This window comes from Mycoplana sp. ABR4_002 (assembly GCF_056159645.1).
Window position 1 is genome coordinate 581,760 of the sequence record NZ_JBSWVO010000001.1, and the last position, 25,070, is coordinate 606,829.

Consider the following 25,070-nt stretch of genomic DNA (forward strand, 5'->3'; position numbering starts at 1 on the left):
GCAAGGCCCACCGCCTACTCTCTGCGACAGATTGAAATAGCGAGGAATCAGAATGAGCCTCTACGGAACGATGAGAACCGGTGTGTCCGGCATGAACGCCCAGGCCAATCGCCTGAGCACGGTCGCGGACAACATCGCCAACGCCAACACGACGGGCTACAAGAAGGCTTCGACGCAGTTTTCCTCGCTGATCCTGCCCTCGACCGGCGGCGCCTACAATTCCGGCGGCGTCACCACCGATGTGCGCTACTCGATCTCGGCGCAGGGCACTTTCACCTACACGACCTCGGCGACGGATCTGGCGATCAACGGCGGTGGCTTCTTCATCGTCCAGGGGGCCGATGGCGTCGAGTACCTGACGCGCGCCGGGGCCTTCACGCCGATGGACGACGGCACGCTGCGCAACACGGCCGGCTTCACGCTGATGGGCTATCCCTATTCCTCGACCCAGGATCCGACGATTGTCATCAACGGTTTCGCCGGTCTTGAGCCGATCAACCTGCAGTCGGCCTCGCTCAAGGCGACCGGATCGACCAAAGGCAATCTGGACGTCAACCTTCCGTCCAACGAGCCTGTCGGCTACACCAAATCGACCTCGCTCGTCGCCTTCGACAGCCAGGGCAACGAGCGCCTGCTGAACTTTGAGTACGAGAAGACCGCCGACAACGCCTGGACGGTCACGGTCAGCTACACCGATCCGACGACATCGGCCACGACGGTCCTGAATGGACCGACCGCCTTGACCTTCGATGCGGACGGCAAGCTCACCGCGCCGGTCCCGGCATCGCTGACCACCGCCGCCATGACGATCAACGGTGCGAACCTTGCGCCTTTGGCGATCACCATCGGCGGCACCACCCAGATTGCCGCGGATTTCGAGGTCTCGAAGGGCAGCAAGGTCGACGGCAATGGCCCGAGCGAGATCATCGGTTACCAGATCAGCGACGACGGCGTCGTCTCGCTGAAATACGAGAACGGCGACCTCGAGCCGAAGTTCCGCATCGCGCTCGCCAATGTCCAGAGCCCGGACAAGCTGAAGCCGCTCGCCGGCAATGTCTATGTCCAGAGCAACGAATCGGGCGTCATCGTCATGGGCTATGCCGGCAACAGCGGCTACGGCGCGATCCTCTCCGGCGCGCTGGAAGATTCCAACGTCGATATCGGCGAGGAACTGACCAGCATGATCGAGTCGCAGCGCAACTACACGGCCAACTCGAAGGTCTTCCAGACCGGGTCCGAACTGATGGAAGTCCTCGTCAACCTCAAGCGTTGACGCGGGCAGGTGATGCATTGAAACGGTAGGTTGGTACGATGTCGCTCTCAACGGCAATGAAAATTGCCCAATCTAGCTTCTCGAACACGGCATTGCAGACCGCCGTGGCCTCGAAAAACATTTCCAACGCGAGCAACACCGCATACAACCGCCGTGCCGCGATCCTTGCCACCGCCAATACCGGGGCGGCGGTCGTCCAGACCTTTCGCGCGCAGAACGAGGCGCTTCAGAAGCAGAACCTTCTCAGCATCTCAAAGGCCTATGCCCAGAACACCACCCTGGCGGGTCTCGAGCGGATGAAGACGATGCTGGGCGGCGAGGATTACGAGCTGTCGCCCGCCAACTACATTGCGGTGCTGCGCGACAACCTCCAGGCCTTCGCCGACAAGCCGAGCGAGAAGTCGCTGGCGGAAACGGTGATCGCCAATGCGGTGGACGTCGCCAATTCCCTCAAGTCCACCACCGAAGCGATCCAGAAGATGCGCGCGGAGGCGGACGAGGACATCGCCACGACCGTGACCGAGCTGAACCGGCTTCTCTCCGAGTTCAAGACCTACAACGACCAGGTCAAGGCCGGTACGGCCGCCGGTCAGGACGTCAACGACGCGCTTGACCAGAGGGACAAGCTGCTGACGCAGATCTCGGAGATCATCGGCGTCACAACCCTGGTTCGCACCAACAACGACATTGCCCTCTATACCAGCGACGGCACCGTTCTGTTCGAGACCTCGCCGCGTCCGGTCACGTTCGTGCCGACCGCGACCTACGGGGCGACGGTCACCGGCAACCAGGTCTATATCGATGGCGTCGCCATCCCGGCCGGATCGGGCGGCAATACCAGCGGCCGGGGCATGCTCGCCTCGCTGTTGCAGTTGCGCGACGACGTCGCTCCCACCTTCCAGTCCCAGCTCGACGAGATGGCCCGCGGGCTCATCACGATGTTCCAGGACAACGGACAGCCGGGGCTTTTCACCTGGATGGACGGCGCGACCCAGTCGACGGTCGTCCCCGGCGCCCTGACCGACGGGCTCGCTGGCGCCATCATCGTCAACCCTGTGCTGATCACGGCGCAGGGCGGCAATCCGATGCGGCTCCGCGACGGCGTGAATCTCAACCAGAATACCAACAACGACGCGAGCTTCTCGACGTTGCTGGATGCCTATGCCGCCGCCTTCGAGACGCCGATGACGTTCGATGTCGCCACCGGCATCGACACCGCGACCAACATTCTCAACTTCTCCACCGCTTCCATCGGTTGGGTGGAGCAGTTGCGCAGCGCCGCCGTGACGGCGAACAACGACAAGTCCGCGTTGCTTTCGCGGACGCAGGATGCCTTGAAGAGCGTAACGGCGGTCAGCCTCGACGAGGAACTGGCTCTGCTGCTCGACCTCGAGCACTCCTACAAGGCCTCAGCGAAACTCGTGGCGGCGATCGACGAAATGATGGTCGCCCTTCTCCAGGCAGCAGGCTAAGCCCATGAAGACGTCTTTCGTATCCAACCTGACCATGCAGAACACCTTGCTCCGGACCATTGCCGAAGCGCAGACGGAGTTGATGCAGAAGCAGAAAGAAACGACCACTGGCCGCCATGCCGACCTCGGCGCGGTGCTCGGCGCAAAGACCGCGCGCACCCTGAACCTGCACCGGGACCTGCAGCGGCTGGAATCGCTGCACAGCACGAATGCTCTGACGACGCAGCGGCTTGGCGCATCGCAGCTGGCGCTGGGGCAGATCTCGGAGGCGGCGAACAAGGTTCAGGAAACCCTGGTCGCGCTGACCGGAACCGACTCCCAGAGCCAGCTGGACCGAACCAAGGAGAGCTTCGGCGGCGCGATTTCGCTTTTCACCAGCGCCGCCAACACCTCCTTCAGCGGCGAATATCTCTTTGCCGGTATCGACACCGATGTGATGCCGATGAAGGACTACCTCGCGGTCGGATCCACGGCCAAGGCCACCTTCGACGCAGCCTTTCTCGGTTACTTCGGCTTCACACAGACGGACCCGCAGGTGGCGAACATTACGCCGGCGCAGATGTCGGGCTTCATCTCGGATCTTGAGACGATGTTCATGGACACGACGCCGACGGGCACCTGGGCGACCGACTGGTCGAACGCGTCGGACCAGAACATGACCAGCCGGATCAGCAACTCCGAGGTCATCCAGAGTTCGACCAACGCCAATTCCGAGGGCATGCGGAAGTTCGCGCTCGGCGCGGTGATCGGCTATGAATTGATCAACCTGAACCTCGACGCGGGCGCGCGCAAGGAAGTCAGCGATCGCTCGCTCGCCTATATCGGCTCAGCCATTGCCGGGGTCGATGGCGAGCGCGCCACGCTCGGCGTCTCCGAGGCCCGGGTGAAGCAGGCGAACGTCTCGCTCGAGGCGCAGTCGAAGATCCTCACGACCAGCATCAACAATCTCGAGAAGGTCGACACCAACGAAACCGCGACCCGTATCACGACGCTCGAGAACCAGCTCTCGCTGGCCTATACGCTGACAGGTCGCCTGCAGAACATGAGCCTGGTGAACTATCTCTGATGATCAGAGACGCGCGACAAACATGAAGGATGTCTGAATGTACCAGTTCTCATATGTCGAGATCATGGAGGATGGGGTCGAGACCTCCAGGAGCCGAGAACGCCAGGTTCTCGACCGGTCGATCGAGCTGCTGCGCAAGGCCGCCGAGAGCAAAAGCTACGGCAAGGACACCATCGAAGCCGTCTATTTCACCCGGCGCGTCTGGATCCGCTTCGTCGAGGACCTCGGCAATCCGGAGAACCAGCTCGACAAGGAGCTGCGCGCCAATCTCATCTCAATCGCCCTTTGGATCTTGGGGGAAGTCGAACGCATCCGCAAACGCGAATCGACGAATTTCCAGGGCATCATCGATATAACCACCATCATCAGGGATGGCATAAAATGAAAAGTACACTGCGGATCTCACTGAAATCGGGCGAGCGCATCTTCGTCAACGGCGCAGTCTTGCGGGTCGACCGCAAGGTCGCGCTCGAGTTCCTGAACGACGTGACGTTCCTGCTGGAGAACCACGTCCTCCAGCCCGAGCAGGCGACGACGCCGCTGCGCCAGCTCTACTTCATCGCGCAGATGATCCTCATCAATCCCGAGGGCGCGGAACAGTCGACGGCGATCTTCCGCAAGTCGATCATCATGCTGCTGAACTGCTTCAAGAACGAGGAGGTTCTGGCAGAGCTGAAGCGGATCGACGGCCTTGTGACGCAGGGACGGGCCTTCGAGGCGTTGAAGGCGATCCGCGCGCTTTATCCGGTCGAGGATCGCATCCTCAACAATCAGGAAATGACGCCGGCAACGATCGAGCACATCCGCAAGGAGATCGCGATATGGTAACGGCAGTCGCGGCGACGGGAAATGGATACACGCCGACCGCCTCGGCGACGGATTCGGGAACGGATGCTTCGAATGCGGCGCTGAACTACGAAAGCTTCCTGAAGCTGCTCGTCGCGCAGTTGAAGAACCAGGATCCGACCGAGCCGATGGACTCGGCCCAGCAGATGGCCCAGCTCGCCACGTTCTCGCAGGTCGAGCAGACCATCAAGACGAACAAGAACCTGGAGAGCCTGCTGCAGCGCACCTCGCTGCAGGAAGCCAATGCCGTGATCGGCCGCACCGTCACCAGCGAGGACGGCAAGATTTCGGGTGTGGTCACGGACGTGACATTGTATACCGATGGCATTGTCGCCACGCTTGATTCGGGCGAGAAGCTCGTCATCGGCCCTGGCGTGAAAGTGAGTTCGACGTGAACGAGGCTGACGCCCTCGACATTGCACAGGCTGCCATCTGGACCGTGATCGCTGCATCCGGCCCGGCCGTTCTCGCTGCGATGGTCATCGGCGTCACCATTGCCTTCATCCAGGCCCTGACGCAGGTGCAGGAAGTGACCCTGACCTTCGTCCCCAAGATCCTTGCGGTGTTTGTCACCGTCGCCATCTCCGCGCCCTTCATCGGGGCGCAGATTTCCATCTTCAGCGACATCATCTTCTCCCGGATCGAATCCGGCTTCTGACCGGGCGGACGGTTCGTCCCCGCTGCCACCTTCGCGCAAGCTTCGCGCGTTACCGATGGCGGCAGCATCGCGCCTCTGACGGGGCGCTCCTCTCATGATGAGACGGGACGAATATGGCTCAGGTACCATCACTCTCCATCCCCAAGGTCAACCCGAGCGGCCGCGACATCGCCTTTGCGATGGGCATCGTCGCCATTCTGTCGATCCTGTTCCTACCGATCCCGTCATTCTTGATCGACATGGGGCTGGCGTTCTCGATCGCGTTCTCAGTGCTGATCCTGATGGTATCGCTGTGGATCCAGCGACCGCTCGATTTCTCCTCCTTCCCGACGATCCTGCTGATCGCGACGATGATCCGGCTGGCGCTGAACATCGCCACCACGCGCGTGATCCTGTCGCATGGCCACGAGGGCCATGACGCCGCCGGCAGCGTGATTGCAGGTTTTGCGAGCCTCGTGATGTCCGGCGACTTCGTCATCGGCCTGATCGTCTTCATGATCCTGATCACGGTGAATTTCATCGTTATCACCAAGGGCGCCACCCGCATCGCCGAAGTCGGCGCCCGGTTTACCCTCGATGCCATACCCGGCAAGCAGATGTCGATCGACGCCGACCTTTCGGCCGGCCTGATCGACGAGAAGGAGGCCCAACGCCGCCGGCGCGAACTGGAAGACGAGAGCTCCTTCTTCGGCTCCATGGATGGTGCCTCCAAATTCGTTCGTGGCGATGCCATCGCCGGCCTCATCATCACCGCCATCAACATCTTCGGTGGCATCATCATCGGCTATTTCCGTCACGGCATGGAAATCGGCGAGGCCGCCGACGTCTTCGTCAAGCTCTCGGTCGGCGACGGTGTCGTCTCGCAGATTCCCGCCCTGATCGTGTCTTTGGCGGCCGGCCTGCTCGTCTCGCGCGGCAGTGCGCCGGGCTCGACCGACCAGGCGGTTGTCAGTCAGCTCAGTGGTTATCCGCGTGCACTTCTCGTCGCTGCCGGGCTGATGGTTCTCCTCGCTGTCATGCCGGGCCTGCCGTTCATTCCCTTCATGGTGCTCGGCGGCGTCATGGCGTTCGGCGGCTGGATCATCCCGCGCCGGCTGGAGGAGGAGAACCGGCTGCGGCGCGAGCAGGAGGCGAAGACCGCCCAGCAGACGAAGGAGGCCGACAAGGATTCGGTGAGATCGGCGCTGAAGACCGCCGAGATCGAATTGCTGCTCGGCAAGCAGGTTTCCACCCGCCTGCTGGGCGCCCATCAGGAACTGGCGTTCCGCGTCGGCAAGATGCGCAAGAAGTTTGCCACCCAGTACGGCTTCGTCGTCCCGGAGATCAAGGTTTCCGACGATATCGCGATCGCCGACAAGTCCTATCACATCCGCATTCACGGCACGACGGTTGCCTCGAGCATCGTGCGCGTCGGCGAAGTGCTCGTCGTCACCGGCGGCGGGCGCAAGCCGAGTGTCCCGGGGGACGACATTCGCGAGCCGGCGTTCGGCATGCCGGCCGTGTCGATCCTCGAGACCTTCGCCGAGGACCTGCGGCGCGAGGGCTTCCATCCGATCGACAACGTGTCGGTGGTGCTGACGCACCTGTCCGAGGTCATCCGCAACAACCTCCCGCAGCTGTTGTCCTACAAGGACGTCAAGATCCTGATCGAGCGGCTCGATCCGGAGTACCGCAAGCTGGCCGACGAGATCTGCTCCTCGCACATGTCCTATTCCGGCCTGCAGGCGGTGCTGAAGCTGCTGCTGGCCGAGCGGGTGTCGATCCGCAACCTGCACCTGATCCTCGAGGCTGTGGCCGAGCTGGCGCCGCATGTTCGCAAGACCGAACAGATCGTCGAACATGTCCGCATCCGCATGGCCCAGCAGATCTGCGGCGACCTGGCCGAGAATGGCGTGCTGCCGGTGCTCAGGCTCGGCAACCGCTGGGACATGGTGTTCCATCAGGCGCTCAAGCGCGATGCCAAGGGCGAGGTGGTCGAGTTCGATATCGATCCGCGCCTGCTGGAGGAGTTCAGCGAGCAGGCGACCAAGGTTATCCGCGAATTTCTCGATCGGGGCACCCCGTTCGTGCTGGTCACCTCGCCCGAATCCCGTTCATATGTGCGCATGATCATCGAACGCCTCTTTGCCACACTGCCGGTGCTATCCCACGTCGAGCTCGCCAAGGGCATCGAGATCAAGATCCTCGGCTCGATCTCATGATCGCCGACCCGCAGGGCATGGTGCTGGCGCTGTTCGCCGCCTTCTGCCGTGTCGGCGGCTGCTTCATGCTGCTGCCGGGGTTCTCATCGGCCCGCGTCGCGATGCAGGTCCGGCTGTTCGTGGCGGTCGCGGTGTCCATGGCGGTCCTGCCGCTCCTGTGGGACACGATCTATCCAAAGACGCAGGACACGGCGGTGTCCTACATTGCGCTGATCCTGTTCGAGACGATGACCGGGGCGGTCATCGGCCTGATCACCCGCTTCTACGTGCTCGGCCTGCAGTTCGCCGGCACGGCGCTGACGATGATGATGGGCTTCAACGCGCCGCCGTCGCAGGACGTGCTCGAGGACGCGGCGGAGAACCAGTTGACCAACCTGATCGGGTTCGCCGGGCTGATGGTGCTGTTCATGCTGAACTTCCATCACGTCGTCTTCCGTGCGCTGGTGGACTCCTACACCGCCATCCCGATGGGCGGGTTCAACCCGCAAAGCGCGCTGATCACGCTGACCGACACGCTGGCGCAGACCTTCAGCATCATGCTGCGGCTGGCCAGCCCCTTCATCATCTACGGCCTGCTGTTCAACGTCGCCGTCGGCCTGATCAACAAGCTCGCGCCGCAGATGCCGATCTACTTCATCTCGCTGCCCTTCATCATCATGGGCGGCCTGTTCCTGCTCTATTTCGGCATATCCTCGCTGCTGGAGATCTTCGCCAGCGGCTTCATTCCGGTATTCGAGGGACGATAGGGTGCACGCGTGAAGCCTCGCTCCGACAAGCTCAAGCGTCTCGTCACGGTCCAGCGCCACCTCGAGCAGATGGCGGAGATGGACCTGGCCGTGACCACCCAGCAGCGCCAGGACGTGGCCGAGACCATGGACGCGGTCGCATCGGCGATCAGTTCGCTCAACCCCGTCCACCGCAACTTTGCTGGCGTCTATGCCGCCCAGATCGGCAAGCTGCGCCACAAGGACGTCATGCTGGCCGGTGTGCAGCAGATGCACGAGATGCGGGTCGTCCGCGAGCGCACGAAGGGCGACCGGCTGGAGGACAGGATGCACGAAGCCCGCGCGCAGGAAGAGCGGGAAGCCCAGGACGACGCGATCTACGATCTCGTCGATCAGCACGTCGCCTATGGCGATGATGGCAGTCGTTAGCCGCGGGTGCGGCCCGAGGGTCGCGACGGCTTGACCAGCCTCCCGTAAGGTTGAGCGGCGATAGTCGATTCCAGCACGAAGGATGCAGTTCCACGAGACGCTGCCGATGCCGAGACGGTTCGTTCGGTGGCGGCGGGCGACGCGGAGCCTTCGCAGACCAGCAGGAGCAGGTCGCCATGACGGCGAGGGCGGCTCCGGCACACCCGAAAGGCAAGAGACGTGGCAATTTCACCCCCCAGCGATCTGGTGCTCGACGTCGTCCGGGCGGCCGATCCTGCATCGGTGCAGGAGGCGCAGGCCAAGCTCAAGACGAACCGTTCGAGTTTCGAGGCGAACAGCCTCGCCGACGCCGGCAACGGCTTCGGCGCCGCCGTCAGCATTCTGAACCGGGACAGCGTGTTGCCCGCAGCCGCCGATGGCGCCGCGTCGGGCAAGGCCGTTCCGGAAACCTATCGCAAGTTCGAGGCCATGGTGTTGCAGAACTTCGTGAAGTCCATGTTGCCGGCCGACAGCGAAGATGTCTACGGCAAGGGCACTGCGGGAGAGATCTGGCGCGGCATGATGGCCGAACAGATCGGCGAGGTCATCGCCAAGGGCGGCGGCATCGGCATCGCCGCGAGCCTTGCCAAGGACAGCCGCAGCGACGGCGGTGCTGCCGACATCGCGGTGACCGACCCGAATGCCCACCGCGTGTCCACCGCCATGGTCCAGGAACTGCAGCGAACCACCTTTTCAGAGCTGACGCCGGGCGAAACCAATAACACGACAAAGACCATCTGATCGGAGGAACAAAAATGGACATGGCAACGAACGATCTCCGTATCCGCACCGTCCTGAACCGGCTCGAGACCATCGTCGACGCGGAGAACGCGGGCATCGGCGTCGATCCGGAATTCGACCTGAAGACCTCGAACGCGCACAAGAGCCGCTGCCTGTACGAACTGGCCATGCTGTCGCGCGATGTTCAGCCGGAAGCGATGCCGAGGGCCTTTGCGCCGCAGTTGAAGAACCTCCGCGACAAGCTCGCCGTCAACGCCCAGCGCATCTCGTCCCATCTCGAGGCCGCGCGGGCGGTCGTGCAACTGCTCAAGGATGCCGTCCGTGAGCAGGAGGCCGACGGCACCTACTCGCAGGAGCAGTTCCGGCTGGGATACCAGCCGTGATCAAACTGGTCCTCACCGGCGTCTGGATCTGCGTCATCACGCTCGCCTCGGTCTATTTTTCCATGCAGATGGCGGCCGCACCCAAACTCGATGAGGACGCCGCCGCTCGCGCGGCCGCGCTCGAGCATGTCACGGGAACCCAGGCCACCGTCCCCGTCATATCCGACGGCGAGGTCAAGGGTTACTTCCTGGCGCGCCTGTCCTACACCGCCGACAAGGAGCGCTCGGCACGGCAGACGGTGCCGTTGCGCGAGGCGATCGTCGACGAGCTCTACACCTTGCTGGTGGGCCACCGGCTGATCGACGTCGAGAGGCTCGATCGTTTCGACGTCGACGGCTTCCGCACGCTGATCAAGGACGGGCTGAACAAGCGTTTCGGCGAGGCGATCATCGACGACGTGCTGATCGAGCAGATCGACTACATCGCCAAGCTGGAGGTGAACGTCAAGCCGCCCCGCAAGGGCACGGCCATCTTCCGTGACGGCGCGGTTGTCGGCCAGGCCGCCCGGACGAGCGCACACTAGACGGCGATCGTCGCGATCACGAACGCTCGCGCCGTGCGTCAGGCGCTTCGGGTCGTGTGACGGCGCCGCAGGCCGCGCAGCTTGTAGCGGACGACGTGATAGAGAAACAGCGGGTTGCCGACGACGTAGCGGTACCAGAGCCGGCTCGGCTCCTGGACCAGCCGGAACAGCCATTCGAGGCGCAGGCGGCGCAAGTGCGCCGGCGCCCGCGGCACCCGTCCGGCAACGAAGTCGAAGAGTGCGCCGACACTGATCACCAGCCGGGCATGGCCGGGCGTCACGTGCTGAGCGATCCATTTCTCCTGCACCGGGCTGCCCATGGCGACCAGCAGGATGTCGGGGGAAAGCTCCCGCACGCGCTCCATCACGGCGTCGGACTTGCTGCGATCGAAATAGCCGTCCGCGATGGCATGGAACTCGTGCCAGGGCGTATGCATGCGGAATTGTTCCACCGCCTTCAGCAGGATGTCGCGCTCGGCGCCGATAAGGGCGACGCGCTTCGGCTTTTCAATGTAGGTCAGCAGCGCCGGCACGAAGTCGGTGCCATTGAGGTTGGCCGGAAAGGGCCGGCCATGGAACAGCTTGGAGGCGATGTCGACGCCATGGCCGTCGGGGAGCACGATCTGGCGCCGCAGCGCGTGACGATAGGCGCGGTCGCTCATCATCAGGTTCGCATTGTTGGCGTTCAGAAAGGCGATCGTCGTCTGCCCGACCGGCAGGTCGGCTAGATGGGCGACAAAGTCGAAGGCGCTGGCCCAGTCGAGGTCGCAGACCGGCAGACCCAGGATGTCGCGCCGTGACGCCGTCATGGCGCCGGTTGAATGAAGGTTCATGCCCGGCCTCCCTGTTCGGTCAGCCGGTGTCCGGCCTTGCGGTGCCGAAGCGCGAAGGGGACTGGCTCCGCAGGCACTGTCCGGTCGTGGGCGTAGAGGTCGAGCATGCGCAGCGGTCCTTCCGGTGATCGTCTGCGTGTAGCAGCTCTGCCTGAAGGCGCCTTTAAGTTGCCTGCTCGAATTCGATGCTCTGTCTTTATCCTTCGTTAACCTTGCCGTCCGGTCCCGCGCAGTGGGTTGGATTCGATGGTGTTTTGCCGCCGTGCACGCCGATCTGCGCCGTCAGGCCGCGGGCCGGCGCGCTTGCAAAATTTGATTCTGGACAGCATAGGGCGCTTAGAGGCCATTGCCGGTGTTTCGAAGACACTAGATTTTCGCGCAGTCCGCGAGGGAGAAGAACGTGACCACCATTATCGATGGGAAGCAGGTTGCCGCTTCCGTGATTGACGCCGTCAAGTCCGCCGCCCGAAACCTCGAACAGGAAGCCGGGGTGAAGACCGGTCTGGCCGTGGTGATCGTCGGAGACGATCCGGCAAGCCATGCCTATGTCTCGGCGAAAAGCCGTATGGCGAAGGAGTGCGGCTTCACCTCGATCCAGCACACCCTGCCGCAGGAGACGACGCAGGAGGAACTGGCAGCGCTCGTTCAGAGGTTGAACGACGACGACACGATCAACGGCATTCTGGTGCAGTTGCCGCTTCCCAAGCACCTGCAATCGGAGCCGATCATCCAGTCGATCCTGCCGGAGAAGGACGTGGACGGATTGCATGTCGTCAACGCCGGCAAGCTCGCAACCGGCGACCTGGATGGCGGGTTGATTTCCTGCACGCCGGCCGGCGCAATGGTGCTGGTGCGCGGCATCCACGGCGAGGACCTGTCGGGACTGAACGCCGTCGTCATCGGTCGGTCCAACCTGTTCGGCAAGCCGATGGGAGCGCTGCTGCTCAACGCCAACGCCACCGTGACGATGGCCCACTCGCGCACGAAGGATCTTGCCGGGATCTGCCGCAAGGCGGACATCCTCGTTGCGGCCGTCGGCCGGCCGCAGATGGTCCAGGCGGAATGGGTGAAGCCGGGCGCGACCGTCATCGACGTCGGCATCAACCGTGTGCCGGCGCCCGACAGGGGCGAGGGTAAGTCGCGCCTCGTCGGCGACGTCGCGTTCGACGAGTGCGTCAAGGTGGCCGCGGCGATCACGCCGGTTCCCGGCGGCGTCGGCCCCATGACCATCGCCATGCTGATGGCCAACACCGTCATTGCCGCCCATCGCACGGCCGGACTGAAGGCACCGAAGTTCTGATCGGGGGGCGGATCGCTATGCCGCGGCCGCGCCCGTTGCACTGCAGTCAGGGCGCCGGGCCGGTCGACGCCCGGACGATCAGTTCCGCCTTCCAGAGTTCCTGATCGGGGAGATCCTCCAGCTTGAGAATGCGCGAGATCAGGCGCTTGGCTATGCGCGATCCCGCCGTCCGCAGCGACGAGCGCGTGGTGGTGAGGGGGACGGTGAAGTTCTCCGGCCTGAGCATGGGCAGCACGTCGTCATGCGCGATCATCGAGATGTCGGAACCGATCTTGAGGCCGGCCTGGTGCAGTGCCCGTACGGCGCCGAGCGCAAGCACGGTGCTCGAGCAGAGGACAGCCGTGGGCGGCTCGGCGAGCTGGAGAAAGCGCTGCATGCCGCGATAGCCGTGCTCGTCGGTCATTGGCGAGTGCTGCACGCAGGCCTCGTCGAGCACATAGCCGCGCTCGCCGAGCGCCCGTTCGGTCCCCTTCCGGCGTCGCATCGCGTAGGTCATGTAGGCCGGGCCGTTCAGAAGGGCGATGCGCCTGTGGCCGAGCTGCACCAGCAGTCGCGCGGCATCGTAGAAGGCTCCGGTGTTGTCGATGTCCAGGAACGGGTAGTCCGTCGGGATTCCGATGGACCGCCCGTGGACCACAAACGGGATCGACATTGACTTGAGCATGGCGATGCGCGGATCGCGCTCGCGCGTATAGGCGATGAAGAGCGCATCGACGTTTCCGCTCGCCACCAGCCGCTGGCAGGTCGCGACCTCGTCGGCCGGGTGGCTGGGGTTGATGACGAAGTGGAAGTCGTGCCTGACGGCCTCGTCGCCCAGCCCAGCGAGGAACTCACCGAAGTGCACATCGGAATCGGTGCCGTCGGCGGTCGGCATGACCAGCCCGATGGATCCGGCGCGCCCTGTTGCCAGGCGCTGCGCCGCCCGGTTTGGGCGGTAGCCGGTCTTGCGCACCGCATCGAGCACGCGCCGGCGCGTGTCGGCATTGACCTCGGGATATCCGTTGAGGGCCCTGCTGACGGTCGTTTGCGACAGACCGAGGAGTTCCGAGAGCTGTTTCAGATTCACGTTCTTGCCTTCGCGCTATCGAAGCGCTTTGAAATGGCCCTGTCCTGTGGGGCATTTTATCAAAGCTGCATGAATTCATGTAGCATTTGCCAAATCCGGTGTGAACGGGATTCTTGCAGGTAACGCGCCCAGATCCTTGTTGCAGCGCCTGGCTCAGTGCAATTTTCGCTTCCGTTCGACTGTCGCCGCTTGACGTGAGGACATTCCTGAGGAATGGTTAGCCGTTCAAAGCGCTTTGAATGCTCTTGAGGTCGGATGGAGGAGCCCGCCGCAAGCGCGGGCATGCGATGGGAGGCGATGACGTGAGGAAGAGTTTGCTAACGGTGGCGGCCGCGGTGTCGCTGATGGCCGGAACTGCCGCTGCGGCGGAGTTGAAGTTCAAGCCTGGCGAGGATGCCAGGTTCAACTGGTCCAGCTTCGAGGAGTTCAAGCAGGGGCATGACATGAAGGGCCAGACCCTGACCATTTTCGGGCCGTGGCGCGGCGAGGATGAGGCGCTGATCCGGAGCGTCCTTGCCTACTTCACCGAGGCAACGGGCGTCGAGGTGAAGTACTCTTCGTCGGAGAACTACGAGCAGCAGATCGTCATCGACACCCAGGCCGGCAGTCCGCCGGACATTGCGGTTCTGCCGCAGCCCGGGCTGATCGCCGACCTGGCCTCCAAGGGTTACCTGACACCGCTCGGTGACGAGACCAAGGCGTGGCTGCTCGAAAACTACGCTGCCGGCCAGTCCTGGGTGGACCTGTCCACCTACAAGGACAAGGACGGGAACGAGCAGCTGTTCGCCTTCCCCTACAAGATCGACGTGAAGTCGCTGGTCTGGTACGTGCCGGAGAACTTCGAGGATGCCGGCTACGATGTCCCGAAGACCATGGAAGAACTCAAGGCGCTGACCGAGCAGATCGCCGCCGACGGCGACGCGCCATGGTGCATCGGCCTGGGGTCGGGCGGCGCGACCGGATGGCCGGCGACCGACTGGGTCGAGGACCTGATGCTGCGCACACAGACACCCGAGACCTACGACAAGTGGGTGACCAACGAGATGCCCTTCACCGATCCGGCCGTGACGGGCGCGCTGGACGAGTTCGGCTGGTTTGCCAAGAACGACAAGTTCGTCTCGGGAGGCACCGCGGCCGTCGCCTCGACCGATTTCCGCGACAGCCCGAAGGGTCTCTTCGACTCGCCGCCGAAGTGCTACCTGCACCACCAGGCGTCCTTCATTCCGTCCTTCTTCCCCGAGGGAACGGTGGTCGGCGAGGACGTGGACTTCTTCTACATGCCGCCCTATGCCGCCAAGCCGGAACTGGGCAATCCGGTCCTCGGCGCGGGCACGCTGGCGATGATCACCCGGGATACGCCGGCCGCGCGCGCCTTCATTGATTTCCTCAAGACGCCGATCGCCCATGAGGTCTGGATGGCTCAGACAAGCTTCCTGACGCCGTTGAAGAGCGCCAACCCGGAGACTTACGCCAACGCGCCGATGAAGAAGCAGGGCGAGATCCTTTTGAATTCCACCACCTTCCGCTTCGACGGCTCCGACCTGATGCCGGGCAAGATCGGCGCCGGGGCGCTTTGGACCGGCATGGTGAGCTTCGTCGGCGGTAAATCCTCCGCCGACGTCGCCGCAGGCGTCCAGAAGGCCTGGGACGCCATCAAGTAACGGACCGGGCCGGCCAACGCCGGCTTGCGAGGGTTTCCGGGCAGGCCCCTTGACCTGCCCGGACAAGGGTTGATGCCTTGCGGCACGACATACTTCCTGGGGAGGAGGCAGAATGCAGCAGCTCCTGTTTGCCATAGTCACGATGATCGCGGGGGTGCTGGCCTGCGCCTTCTATTTTTTGGCGACCAACTGGCTGCTTGACCGGATGTTCCCCTCCAAGGGGCTGAAGGGCAAGACTGCCTCGCAGAACCTGCGCATCACCAATGCGATCCGGCCCTGGCTGTTCATGCTGCCGGCGCTGCTGGCGCTGGCGGTCTATCTTGTCTATCCGGTGTTCGAGTCCGTCCGGCTCAGCCTTCATGGCCGCTCCGGTCGGGATTTCGTCGGCTTCAGCAACTTCGTCTGGATGATGGGCGACGGCGAGTTCCGCCAGTCGATCTTCAACAATTTCCTGTGGCTGCTGGTGGTGCCGGCGCTGTCGACCTTCTTCGGTCTGGTCATTGCGGCGCTGACCGACCGGATCTGGTGGGGCAACATCGCCAAGACGCTGATTTTCATGCCGATGGCGATTTCATTCGTCGGTGCCGCGGTGATCTGGAAGTTCGTTTACGACTATCGTGCCGAGGGCAGCGAGCAGATCGGCATCCTCAATGCGCTCGTCACCTATTTCGGCGGCGCGCCGCAGGCCTGGATCACGCTGCCGTTCTGGAACAACTTCTTCCTGATGGTCATCCTGATCTGGATCCAGACCGGCTTCGCCATGGTGATCCTTTCTGCCGCCCTGCGCGGCATCCCGGAGGAGACGCTGGAGGCGGCCGTCATCGACGGCGCCAGCGGCCTGCAGATCTTCTTCAAGATCATGATCCCCCAGATCTGGGGCACGATCGCGGTCGTCTGGACGACGATCACCATCCTGGTGCTCAAGGTCTTCGACATCGTCCTGGCGATGACCAACGGGCAGTGGCAGACGCAGGTGCTGGCCAACCTGATGTTCGACTGGATGTTCCGCGGTGGTGGCGACTTCGGGCGCGGGGCCGCGATCGCGGTCGTCATCATGGTGCTGGTCATTCCGATCATGATCTGGAACATCCGCAACGCGACGCGCGAAACAGGAGGCCACTGAGATGTCCGGCGCCAAGCGCTCCCCGCTCACGTTCGCCGTCCACCTGTCGGTGCTGTTGCTCGTGGCCCTGTGGACCCTGCCGACGGCCGGCCTGCTGATCTCCTCGCTGCGCGACAAGGACCAGCTTGCCGTGTCCGGCTGGTGGACCGCGCTCTCCACATCCACCCAGAATCTGGTGTTTCGGGCGCCGTCGCCGGAAACACAGGTGGAACAGGACGGCACCTTCGTCATCGCCGGCAATCTCCTCGAGGGGCAACCGGGCGAAGTCTCCGCCTTTGGCTTCAGCAGCCGCGAGCCGACCGCGTTCCAGCCCGGAGAGGCGGCCGAGCTCAATGACGGCGAGAAGCTGACGGTGCAGGCTGACGGCAATTTTGCGATCGTCTCGAACACGAAGATGGAAGGCAGCCGCGGCCAGCGGATCTTCTACACCGCGTCCGTTCCGCCGCGCTTCACCCTCGACAACTACCGCGAGGTTCTGAGCGCCGAGGGCATTGCCGCCTCCTTCATCAATTCGCTGACCGTCGCCGTGCCGGCAACGGTCATTCCGATCCTGGTCGCCGCCTTCTGTGCCTATGCGCTCGCCTGGATGAAGTTTCCCGGTCGCGCGATCCTGATCGCGGTCGTCGTCGGGCTGCTGGTCGTGCCGCTGCAGATGTCGCTGATCCCGCTGCTGAAGCTGTACAACGGCGTCGGCGCCTTTTTCGGCGTACCCGCCAAGACCTATGTCGGCATCTGGCTCGCACACATGGGCTTCGGCCTACCGCTCGCGATCTACCTGTTGCGCAACTACATGGCCGGGTTGCCGAAGGAGATCATGGAGTCGGCCCGCGTCGACGGCGCCAGCGACTTCGACATCTTCGTCAAGATCATCCTGCCGCTGTCCTTCCCGGCTCTCGCCTCCTTCGCCATCTTCCAGTTCCTCTGGACCTGGAACGACCTGCTGGTGGCGATCGTGTTCCTCGGGACCGGCAGCGAGCACCTGGTGCTGACCGGGAGGCTGGTCAACCTGCTGGGCTCGCGCGGCGGCAACTGGGAGATTTTGACCGCATCGGCCTTCATCACCATCATCGTTCCCCTGATCGTGTTCTTCGCCCTGCAGCGCTACCTCGTGCGCGGCCTGCTGGCGGGCTCGGTCAAGGGCGGCTAACAGCAAGACAGGGTTTCGGAATGGCGACGACGAGTGCAGCACTGCCGGCAGTCGACAAGGACTGGTGGCGCGGCGCGGTGATCTACCAGATCTATCCGCGCTCCTACCAGGATACGAACGGCGACGGCATCGGCGATCTGGCCGGGATCACCCGGCGACTGCCGCATGTGGCGTCTCTCGGTGTGGACGCCATCTGGATCTCGCCCTTCTTCACCTCGCCGATGAAGGACTTCGGTTACGACGTCTCCAACTACGAGGACGTCGATCCGATCTTCGGCACGCTGGCCGACTTCGATGCGATGGTCGCCGAGGCGCACCGGCTCGGCATCCGGGTGATGATCGACCTGGTGCTGTCGCACACCTCAGACCGGCACCCCTGGTTTGCCGAAAGCCGGTCGAGCCGGACAAACGCCAAGGCGGACTGGTATGTCTGGGCCGACCCGAAGCCCGATGGGACCCCCCCGAACAACTGGCTGTCGATCTTCGGCGGTTCGGCCTGGCAGTGGGATCCGAGCCGGCTGCAATACTACCTGCACAATTTTCTGACCGCGCAGCCGGACCTGAACCTGCACAATCTCGAGGTTCAGGACGCGTTGCTCGCCGTCGCGCGCTTCTGGCTCACGCGCGGCGTCGACGGCTTCCGTCTCGATACGATCAATTTCTACTTCCACGACCAGGAACTGCGCGACAACCCGTCACTGCCGCCCGAGCGACGCAACACGCAGACCGCGCCGGCCGTGAACCCCTACAACTACCAGGAACATCTCTACGACAAGAACCGGCCTGAGAACCTGGCCTTTCTCCAGCGATTCCGCGCGGTGATGGAGGAGTTTCCGGCGATTGCCGCGGTCGGCGAAGTCGGGGACAGCCAGCGCGGGCTGGAGATCGCCGGCCAATACACCTCCGGCAGCGACAAGATGCACATGTGCTACGCCTTCGAGTTTCTGTCGGCCGATGTCCCCAGCCCGGCGACGATCGCGACGGTGCAGGACGCGCTCGAACGCGCGGCCCCGGACGGTTGGGTCTGCTGGGCCTTCTCCAATCACGACGTGGTGCGCCACGTCAGCCGCTGGGGCGCGGGCGTGGCCGACCACGCCGCGCATGCGAAGCTGCTGGCCTCGCTGCTGATGTCGCTGCGCGGCTCCGTCTGCATCTACCAGGGCGAGGAGCTGGCGCTGCCGGAGGCGGAACTTGCCTACGAGGACCTGCAGGATCCCTATGGCATCCAGTTCTGGCCGGATTTCAAGGGGCGCGACGGTTGCCGCACGCCGATGCCCTGGGACGCCGGCGCGGCAGGCGCTGGCTTCACCAGCGGCAAGCCTTGGCTGCCGGTTCCGGCGGGGCATCTGAACGCTGCCGTTTCCGTCCAGGACGACGATCCCGCCTCCGTCCTTAACCACTATCGCCGCTTCCTCGCCTTCCGCCGCCAGCACGCCGCGCTGGCGAAGGGCGAGATCGAGTTCGGACAGGCGGACGCAGGCATCCTGACCTTCGTTCGCAGCCACGGCAACGAGCGCATACTGTGCCTCTTCAACCTGGGAGCGGCACCGCGTGAGGTGACCCGTCCGGCGGCGGCGATCGAACCGCTGGAGGGGCACGGGTTTGCGAGCAGGTTGAACGAAAAGACCATCGCGCTTCCGGCATGGAGCGGGTTCTTCGCCCGTTTCGCGTGACGGACAGAAGGGGACAAAAATGACCGGACTGGTTTTGAAGGATATCCGCAAGTCCTATGGCGCGGTGGACGTGATCCACGGCATCGACCTGGACATCAGGCAGGGCGAGTTCATCGTGTTCGTCGGCCCGTCCGGTTGCGGAAAGTCGACGCTGCTGCGGATGATTGCCGGTCTGGAGGAGATCACCGGCGGCGACATGATGATCGACGGCGAGCGGGTCAACGACACGCCGCCCTCCAAGCGCGGCATCGCCATGGTGTTCCAGTCCTATGCGCTTTATCCGCACATGACCGTCTACGACAACATGGCATTCGGCATGCGCATCGCCAAGGAGAGCAAGGAGGAGATCGACCGGCGGGTGCGCGCCGCTGCCGATATCCTGCAACTGACCACGTATCTCGACCGCCTGCCGAAGGCGCTGTCCGGCGGCCAGCGCCAGCGCGTGGCGATCGGCCGCGCCATCTGCCGCAACCCGAAGGTCTTTCTGTTCGACGAGCCGCTGTCGAACCTCGACGCGGCGCTCCGGGTCGCGACCCGTATCGAGATCGCCAAGCTGGCCGAGCGCATGGCCGACACCACCATGATCTACGTCACCCACGATCAGGTCGAGGCGATGACGCTCGCCGACCGCATCGTCGTGCTGTCCGCCGGCCACATCGAGCAGGTCGGTGCACCGCTGGAACTCTACGAGCGCCCGGCCAACCTGTTCGTCGCCCGTTTTATCGGCTCGCCGGCGATGAACGTCATTCCGGCGACGGTCATCGCGGCCGGGCAGGCGACCACGGTCGAGCTGAAGGGCGGGATGAAGGCCACCCTCGATATTGCCACGGCAGAGAGCGAGCTTGGCAAGGCGGCCAGCTTCGGCGTGCGCCCGGAGGACCTGCAGGTCACGACCGGCGCGGACTATCTTTTCGAGGGCACGGTCTCGATCGTCGAGGCGCTGGGCGAGGTGACGCTGCTCTATATCGAGGGGCTGGTCGAGGGCGAGCCGATCATCGCCAAGATCCCGGGCATCCGGCCGGTGCACCGCGGTGACAGGGTGCGCTTCACCGCCGAGCGCGGCAAGCTCCACCTCTTCGACGGGGAGGGAAAGAGCTATCGCGAGGCGTAGCGTTTCGACACGACTGCGACCATTAGGCATGGGCGTTCAACCCGTTCTTAAGGGTTTGCCGCCTAGCATCCTGCCAACAAGAAGCAGCAGGAATATTGGGATGAGCTTGCACCTTCCTTCTCAGCGTCCGAACTACCTGAACAAGGAAGAGTCCTTCATGTACGACCGGGAAAAGACCTTTCCCATGGAGGACACCTGCAACGAGGCCCGGATCGAGTTCACCGAGAGCGGCGGCATTGTCAACCTCGTGTCAAGGCGCTGCCAGATCATCAGGCTGTCGCGCAGTGGCGCCGTGCTGAAGATCCTGACCAAGTTCAATCTGCCGAAGAACTTCTACCTCGACGTCGTCAGCGCGCGGATCCCGATGATCGGCTGTCTGACCCTGCGCGTTCACGCCAACGACCTCGTCGAGGCGCGCTTCCTGCGCCTTCTCGCCGAGAAGGACATGAACCGGATCTTCGTCTACAGCACCCATCCGAACCATCGGAACCGGACGCTCGACATCTATTCTTAGGTCCGGCCGACGACCTTCTGCCGTCGCGATAATCTTTCATCGAACCTGACAACGCACCCAGTGGAGCGTGCGAACGGGCTGAAGGCCGCCGGGCCGCGCAGCTCAGGCAAAGAGCACGCTCGCGCCCCGGTCCGCCGGTCCGGCGATGGCGCGGAATGCGGCGAACAGCTCGCGTCCCATGCCGAACTCGTTGCCCGAAAGGTCCGCCGCGGCGACCGGGCGGGCTTCGAACTCGGCGGCATCGACCTGCACCTCCACCGTGCCCCGCACGGCATCGACCCGGACCACGTCGCCCTCGCGAATGCGGGCGATCGGCCCGCCGTCGGCGGCCTCGGGGGTGACATGGATCGCTGCCGGCACCTTGCCGGACGCGCCCGACATGCGCCCGTCGGTCAGGAGCGCCACCTTCTGCCCGCGATCCTGCAAAATGCCGAGCACGGTGGTCAGCTTGTGCAGTTCCGGCATGCCGTTCGCCTTTGGTCCCTGGAAGCGTACGACGGCGACGAAGTCGCCTTCGAGGCTGCCCGCCTTGAAGGCGGCATTGAGCTCGGCCTGGTCGTGGAAGATTCTCGCCGGCGCCTCGATCACGTGCCGTTCCGGCTTGACCGCCGAGATCTTGATCACCGCGCTGCCGAGGTTGCCGGTGAGCATCTTCAGCCCGCCGGTGTGCTGGAACGGATGTTCGACGTTGGCGAGTACCTTCGGGTCATGGCTGGTTGCCGGCGCCGGCTCTCGCCGCACCGTGCCGCTGTCCGACAGCCGGGGCTCGATGGTGTAGGCATGCAGGCCCTGGCCGTAGACGGTGCGCACGTCGTCGTGCAGGTAACCCGCCTTCAGCAGTTCCTTGATCAGGAAGCCCATGCCGCCGGCCGCATGGAAATGGTTCACGTCGGACAGGCCGTTCGGATAGACGCGCGCCAGTAGCGGCACGACGTCGGAGAGGTCGGAAATGTCTTCCCAGGTCAGGACGATGCCGGCGGCGCGGGCCATGGCGATCAGGTGCATCGTGTGGTTGGTCGAGCCGCCGGTGGCGTGCAGGCCGACGACGCCGTTGACGATCGATCGTTCGTCGATCATCTCGCCGGCCGGCGTGAACTCGTTGCCCTGGGCGGTAATCGCCAGCGCGCGCTTCGCCGCTTCCCTGGTCAGCGCATCGCGCAGCGGCGTGCCCGGGTTGACGAAGGAGGCGCCGGGCAGGTGGAAGCCCATGATCTCCATCAGCATCTGGTTCGAGTTCGCCGTGCCGTAGAAGGTGCAGGTGCCCGGGCCGTGGTAGGACTTCGACTCCGCCTCGAGCAGCGTGTCGCGGCCGACCTTGCCCTCGGCAAACAGCTGGCGCACCCGCGACTTCTCGTCGTTCGGCAGGCCGGAGGTCATCGGGCCTGCGGGAATGAAGACCGCCGGCAGGTGTCCGAAGGTGAGCGCGGCGATCGTCAGGCCCGGCACGATCTTGTCGCAGACGCCGAGATAGACGACCGCGTCGAACATGTTGTGCGACAGTCCGACGCCCGCCGCCATTGCGATCAGGTCCCGCGAGAACAGCGACAGCTCCATGCCGGGCTGGCCCTGGGTGACGCCATCGCACATGGCCGGCACGCCGCCGGCGACCTGCGCAACGCCGCCGGCCTCGCGCGCGGCCTGGCGGATAAGCTCCGGATAGGTCTCGAACGGCTGGTGGGCCGAGAGCATGTCGTTGTAGGAGGTGATGATGCCGAGGTTGGCAACGCGGTCACCCGCCAATGCTGCCTTTTCGGCGGGTGAACAGATGGCAAAGCCGTGCGCGAGGTTGCCGCAGCCCAGCACCGCGCGGTGAACCCCGCTGGAAACGGCGGCGCGCAGACGGTCGAGATAGGGCTCGCGATAGGGTTTCGAGCGCTCGACGATGCGGGCGGTGATGGCTTCGATGCGGGAGTCAGCGGACATGGGTGCTATCCTGTTTTCTCTCTGCAGTTTTCATGCCGGCGCATGCGGTGGCCGAACGGCCTTGTCCGTGGCGGCGGGATCGCGTGCCGGTTGGCGCCAACCGTTTTTTTGTCCGTTCGGACTACGGCGCCCAGTAGATGTCGACCGGCGTGGCGGCACGCCGGAGCATCGCGCGGACCGGCATTTCGCTTTCGTCGCCGGTGGAAAGGGCCTCGTCGAGCGTGTCCTTCTTGGCCTGGCCTTCGATGTGCAGCACGATCAGGCGCGCATCCTCAAGACCGGAGAAGGTCAGTGTCAGCCGGGTTTCGCCGGCCCCTTCCGCCTCCATGGTCATCACGCCGCGCGGCGTTTCCGGCGCGAGCGCTTCCGCCAGCCGGTCACCGCCGGGAAAGAACGACGCCGTGTGCCCGTCATTGCCCATCCCAAGGACGGCAACGTCGAGCGGGGCCGGAAGCGCGGCGATGTCCGCGCCGGCCAGCCGTGCCGCGTCCCCGGCGCTTGCCGCCTCGCGAAACAGCGGCACGAAATTCGCCCGGGATGCCGGACCCTGCAACAGGCACTCGGCCACCAGCAGGTGGTTCGAGCGCGGATTGTCGGCCGGCACGAACCGTTCGTCGACCAGCGTTACCGTCACCTTCGGCCAGTCGAGGTCGCGCGTCGACAGGGCGGTGAAGAACCGCTTCGGCGTCGAGCCGCCGGAAACGGCGATCGTCGCCCGGCCGCGTTCGGCGATGGCGTGCTTGAGCGTGGCGGCGACCGCATCGGCCAGGGCCTCGGCCAGGGCGGCGCCGTCGGCGTATTCGTGGAACCTCGTCACCATCGCGCGCCTCAGGTCTCGTGCCAGGTGCGGCCGTCGCGCTCGATCAGCGCGATTGCCTGGCTCGGGCCCCAGGTGCCGGCGGTATAGCCCTGCACCTGCTGGCTGGTGGTCGCCCACGCCTTCAGGATCGGGTCGACCCAGCGCCAGGCGGCCTCGACCTCGTCGCGGCGCATGAACAGCGTCTGGTTGGAACGGATCACGTCGAGCAGCAGCCGCTCGTAGGCGTCCGGATTGCGGGCGTCGAAGGCCTGGGCGAAGCTCATGTCGAGGGACACGTTGCGAAGGCGCATGCCGCCCGGGCCCGGGTCCTTGATCATCAGCCATTGCTTTACGCCCTCGTCGGGCTGCAGGCGGATGATGAGCTGGTTCTGTTCGATGCGGCCCGCCGCCGGCTCGAAGATCGAGTGCGGGATCGGCTTGAAGGTGATGGCGATCTCGGAGACGCGGCTGGCCATGCGCTTGCCGGTACGGATGTAGAAGGGCACGCCCGCCCAGCGCCAGTTGCCGATCTCGGCCTTGATGGCGACGAAGGTCTCGGTGTTGGAAACACCGCCTTCCAGTTCCTCGAGGTAGCCCTTCACCGGTCCGCCGGCCGAGGCGCCGGCCCGATACTGGCCGCGAACGGTCAGGCGTTCGACATTGTACTCGTCGATCGGCTTCAGTGCCCGCAGCACCTTCAGCTTCTCGTCGCGGACGGCCTCGGCGTCCATCGAGGAGGGAACCTCCATCGCCACGAGGCAGAGCAGTTGCAGGATGTGGTTCTGCACCATGTCGCGCAGCGCACCGGCCTTGTCGTAGTAGCCTGCGCGGCTCTCGAGCCCGACCGACTCGGCGACCGTGATCTGCACGTGGTCGATATGGGCGGAGTTCCAAAGTGGCTCGTAGAGCGCGTTGGCAAAGCGCAGCGCCATCAGGTTCTGCACCGTCTCCTTGCCGAGATAGTGGTCAATTCGGAAGATCTGGTCCTCACGGAACACCTTGCCGATCGTGTCGTTCAGTACCGTCGCCGAGGCGAGGTCGCGACCGATCGGCTTTTCGACGACGATCCGGGTCTGCCTGGTGATCATCTTGTGGTCGCGGATCTTTTCGGCGATCTCGCCGAAGATCGCCGGCGCCACCGCCAGGTAGAACGCCCGCACGCGATCCTTGCCCTCGTCAAGGATCTGCTTGAGCTTGTCCCATCCCTGATCCGACTTCGCATCGACCGAGACGTAGTAGAGCCGGTCGGTGAAAGCCCGGACCTGATCGTCCTCGAACTCGCCCGGCTTCAGGTGCTCGCGCAGCGCGTTTGCGGCGTATTCGCGGTAGGCTGCATGCGTCATCGGTGCGCGCGAGGCACCGATGATGCGGGTCGGGTCGGTGAACTGGCCGGCGAGCTGGCGATGATAGAGCGCCGGCAGGAGCTTGCGTTCCGCCAGGTCGCCGGTACCCCCGAAGACCACGTAGTCGAACGGTTCGACGGGTATCAATTGGCTGCTCATTGCAAATCTCGATCTGGTTCGCGTTGACGCCCTTATAATCTAATCGATTTAAAATGGCCAG

General features: G+C 64.2%; 25 protein-coding genes. 20 read left to right on the top strand and 5 right to left on the bottom strand.

Translation table 11 applies throughout. The features are described 5' to 3' along the window. The first annotated feature begins 52 nt into the window (after positions 1-52). From ACXAGF_RS02800 to ACXAGF_RS02860, 13 genes are all read left to right on the top strand, one after another. Positions 53-1,273 (top strand): flagellar hook protein FlgE, encoded by a 1,221-nt coding sequence (locus ACXAGF_RS02800; protein WP_475014370.1) that lies wholly within the window; start codon positions 53-55, stop codon positions 1,271-1,273. A gap of 38 nt (positions 1,274-1,311) precedes the next feature. Beyond that, positions 1,312-2,745 (top strand): flagellar hook-associated protein FlgK, encoded by a 1,434-nt coding sequence (gene flgK, locus ACXAGF_RS02805; RefSeq protein WP_475014371.1) that lies wholly within the window; start codon positions 1,312-1,314, stop codon positions 2,743-2,745. A gap of 4 nt (positions 2,746-2,749) precedes the next feature. Then, positions 2,750-3,811 carry a flagellar hook-associated family protein gene (locus tag ACXAGF_RS02810; protein WP_475014372.1) on the top strand — a complete coding sequence of 354 codons (1,062 nt, stop codon included), beginning with the start codon at positions 2,750-2,752 and terminating at the stop codon, positions 3,809-3,811. Between the two features lie 37 nt (positions 3,812-3,848). Then, entirely contained in the window at positions 3,849-4,196 is a 348-nt protein-coding gene (flaF, locus tag ACXAGF_RS02815) for a flagellar biosynthesis regulator FlaF (RefSeq protein WP_475014374.1), read from the top strand. Beyond that, positions 4,193-4,639 (top strand): flagellar biosynthesis repressor FlbT, encoded by a 447-nt coding sequence (gene flbT, locus ACXAGF_RS02820; RefSeq protein WP_475014376.1) that lies wholly within the window; start codon positions 4,193-4,195, stop codon positions 4,637-4,639. Before flaF ends, flbT begins: the two co-directional genes overlap by 4 nt. After that, the gene (gene flgD, locus ACXAGF_RS02825; protein ID WP_475014377.1) at positions 4,633-5,052 is read left to right on the top strand and encodes a flagellar hook assembly protein FlgD; all 420 of its coding nucleotides are present in this window, start codon (positions 4,633-4,635) and stop codon (positions 5,050-5,052) included. The genes flbT and flgD overlap by 7 nt, the downstream gene beginning before the upstream one ends. After that, on the top strand, positions 5,049-5,315 hold the full coding sequence (locus ACXAGF_RS02830; protein ID WP_475014378.1) for a flagellar biosynthetic protein FliQ: 267 nt from the start codon (positions 5,049-5,051) through the stop codon (positions 5,313-5,315). The genes flgD and ACXAGF_RS02830 overlap by 4 nt, the downstream gene beginning before the upstream one ends. Before the next feature lie 113 nt (positions 5,316-5,428). Further along, positions 5,429-7,516: a flagellar biosynthesis protein FlhA gene (flhA, locus tag ACXAGF_RS02835; RefSeq protein ID WP_475014379.1), complete on the top strand. Its 2,088-nt coding sequence runs from the start codon at positions 5,429-5,431 to the stop codon at positions 7,514-7,516. Beyond that, on the top strand, positions 7,513-8,262 hold the full coding sequence (fliR, locus tag ACXAGF_RS02840; protein ID WP_475014381.1) for a flagellar biosynthetic protein FliR: 750 nt from the start codon (positions 7,513-7,515) through the stop codon (positions 8,260-8,262). The genes flhA and fliR overlap by 4 nt, the downstream gene beginning before the upstream one ends. Positions 8,263-8,271: 9 nt before the next feature. Further along, complete coding sequence (locus ACXAGF_RS02845; RefSeq protein WP_475014382.1) at positions 8,272-8,670, top strand: hypothetical protein; 399 nt, start codon at positions 8,272-8,274, stop codon at positions 8,668-8,670. Positions 8,671-8,889: 219 nt separating this feature from the next. After that, positions 8,890-9,450 carry a rod-binding protein gene (locus tag ACXAGF_RS02850; protein ID WP_475014383.1) on the top strand — a complete coding sequence of 187 codons (561 nt, stop codon included), beginning with the start codon at positions 8,890-8,892 and terminating at the stop codon, positions 9,448-9,450. Positions 9,451-9,464: 14 nt separating this feature from the next. Further along, entirely contained in the window at positions 9,465-9,833 is a 369-nt protein-coding gene (locus ACXAGF_RS02855) for a hypothetical protein (RefSeq protein ID WP_475014384.1), read from the top strand. Further along, positions 9,830-10,357: a hypothetical protein gene (locus tag ACXAGF_RS02860; RefSeq protein ID WP_475014385.1), complete on the top strand. Its 528-nt coding sequence runs from the start codon at positions 9,830-9,832 to the stop codon at positions 10,355-10,357. Before ACXAGF_RS02855 ends, ACXAGF_RS02860 begins: the two co-directional genes overlap by 4 nt. Positions 10,358-10,395: 38 nt before the next feature. On the opposite strand, the gene ACXAGF_RS02865 is transcribed toward ACXAGF_RS02860, so the two are convergent. Continuing rightward, positions 10,396-11,190 (bottom strand): WecB/TagA/CpsF family glycosyltransferase, encoded by a 795-nt coding sequence (locus ACXAGF_RS02865; RefSeq protein ID WP_475014386.1) that lies wholly within the window; start codon positions 11,188-11,190, stop codon positions 10,396-10,398. A gap of 400 nt (positions 11,191-11,590) precedes the next feature. On the opposite strand from ACXAGF_RS02865, the gene folD reads away from it, so the two are divergent. Further along, complete coding sequence (gene folD, locus ACXAGF_RS02870; RefSeq protein WP_475014387.1) at positions 11,591-12,490, top strand: bifunctional methylenetetrahydrofolate dehydrogenase/methenyltetrahydrofolate cyclohydrolase FolD; 900 nt, start codon at positions 11,591-11,593, stop codon at positions 12,488-12,490. 46 nt (positions 12,491-12,536) lie between these two features. Here the strand turns inward: folD and ACXAGF_RS02875 are convergent, their stop codons facing one another. Continuing rightward, a complete protein-coding gene (locus ACXAGF_RS02875) occupies positions 12,537-13,556 on the bottom strand; it encodes a LacI family DNA-binding transcriptional regulator (protein ID WP_475014388.1) in 1,020 nt (339 codons plus the stop codon). A 302-nt stretch (positions 13,557-13,858) separates the two neighbouring features. Here ACXAGF_RS02875 and ACXAGF_RS02880 point away from each other — a divergent pair, with 302 nt between their 5' ends. From ACXAGF_RS02880 to ACXAGF_RS02905, 6 genes are all read left to right on the top strand, one after another. After that, the gene (locus ACXAGF_RS02880; protein WP_475014389.1) at positions 13,859-15,217 is read left to right on the top strand and encodes an ABC transporter substrate-binding protein; all 1,359 of its coding nucleotides are present in this window, start codon (positions 13,859-13,861) and stop codon (positions 15,215-15,217) included. Positions 15,218-15,329: 112 nt separating this feature from the next. After that, a complete protein-coding gene (locus ACXAGF_RS02885) occupies positions 15,330-16,340 on the top strand; it encodes a carbohydrate ABC transporter permease (RefSeq protein ID WP_475014390.1) in 1,011 nt (336 codons plus the stop codon). A 1-nt stretch (position 16,341) separates the two neighbouring features. Further along, complete coding sequence (locus ACXAGF_RS02890) at positions 16,342-17,487, top strand: carbohydrate ABC transporter permease (RefSeq protein ID WP_475014392.1); 1,146 nt, start codon at positions 16,342-16,344, stop codon at positions 17,485-17,487. Between the two features lie 20 nt (positions 17,488-17,507). Next, on the top strand, positions 17,508-19,160 hold the full coding sequence (gene bglA, locus ACXAGF_RS02895; RefSeq protein ID WP_475014393.1) for a beta-galactosidase BglA: 1,653 nt from the start codon (positions 17,508-17,510) through the stop codon (positions 19,158-19,160). Positions 19,161-19,179: 19 nt separating this feature from the next. Then, a complete protein-coding gene (locus ACXAGF_RS02900) occupies positions 19,180-20,271 on the top strand; it encodes an ABC transporter ATP-binding protein (RefSeq protein ID WP_475014394.1) in 1,092 nt (363 codons plus the stop codon). Positions 20,272-20,371: 100 nt separating this feature from the next. Then, positions 20,372-20,785, top strand: coding sequence for a hypothetical protein (locus ACXAGF_RS02905; protein WP_475014395.1), 414 nt, complete (start codon positions 20,372-20,374; stop codon positions 20,783-20,785). 102 nt (positions 20,786-20,887) lie between these two features. On the opposite strand, the gene edd is transcribed toward ACXAGF_RS02905, so the two are convergent. The 3 genes from edd to zwf form a co-directional block, all read right to left on the bottom strand. Further along, complete coding sequence (gene edd / locus ACXAGF_RS02910) at positions 20,888-22,708, bottom strand: phosphogluconate dehydratase (RefSeq protein ID WP_475014396.1); 1,821 nt, start codon at positions 22,706-22,708, stop codon at positions 20,888-20,890. Between the two features lie 121 nt (positions 22,709-22,829). Continuing rightward, positions 22,830-23,528: a 6-phosphogluconolactonase gene (gene pgl / locus ACXAGF_RS02915; RefSeq protein WP_475014397.1), complete on the bottom strand. Its 699-nt coding sequence runs from the start codon at positions 23,526-23,528 to the stop codon at positions 22,830-22,832. Positions 23,529-23,536: 8 nt separating this feature from the next. Next, positions 23,537-25,009 carry a glucose-6-phosphate dehydrogenase gene (gene zwf / locus ACXAGF_RS02920; protein WP_475014398.1) on the bottom strand — a complete coding sequence of 491 codons (1,473 nt, stop codon included), beginning with the start codon at positions 25,007-25,009 and terminating at the stop codon, positions 23,537-23,539. Between the last annotated feature and the right edge of the window lie 61 nt (positions 25,010-25,070).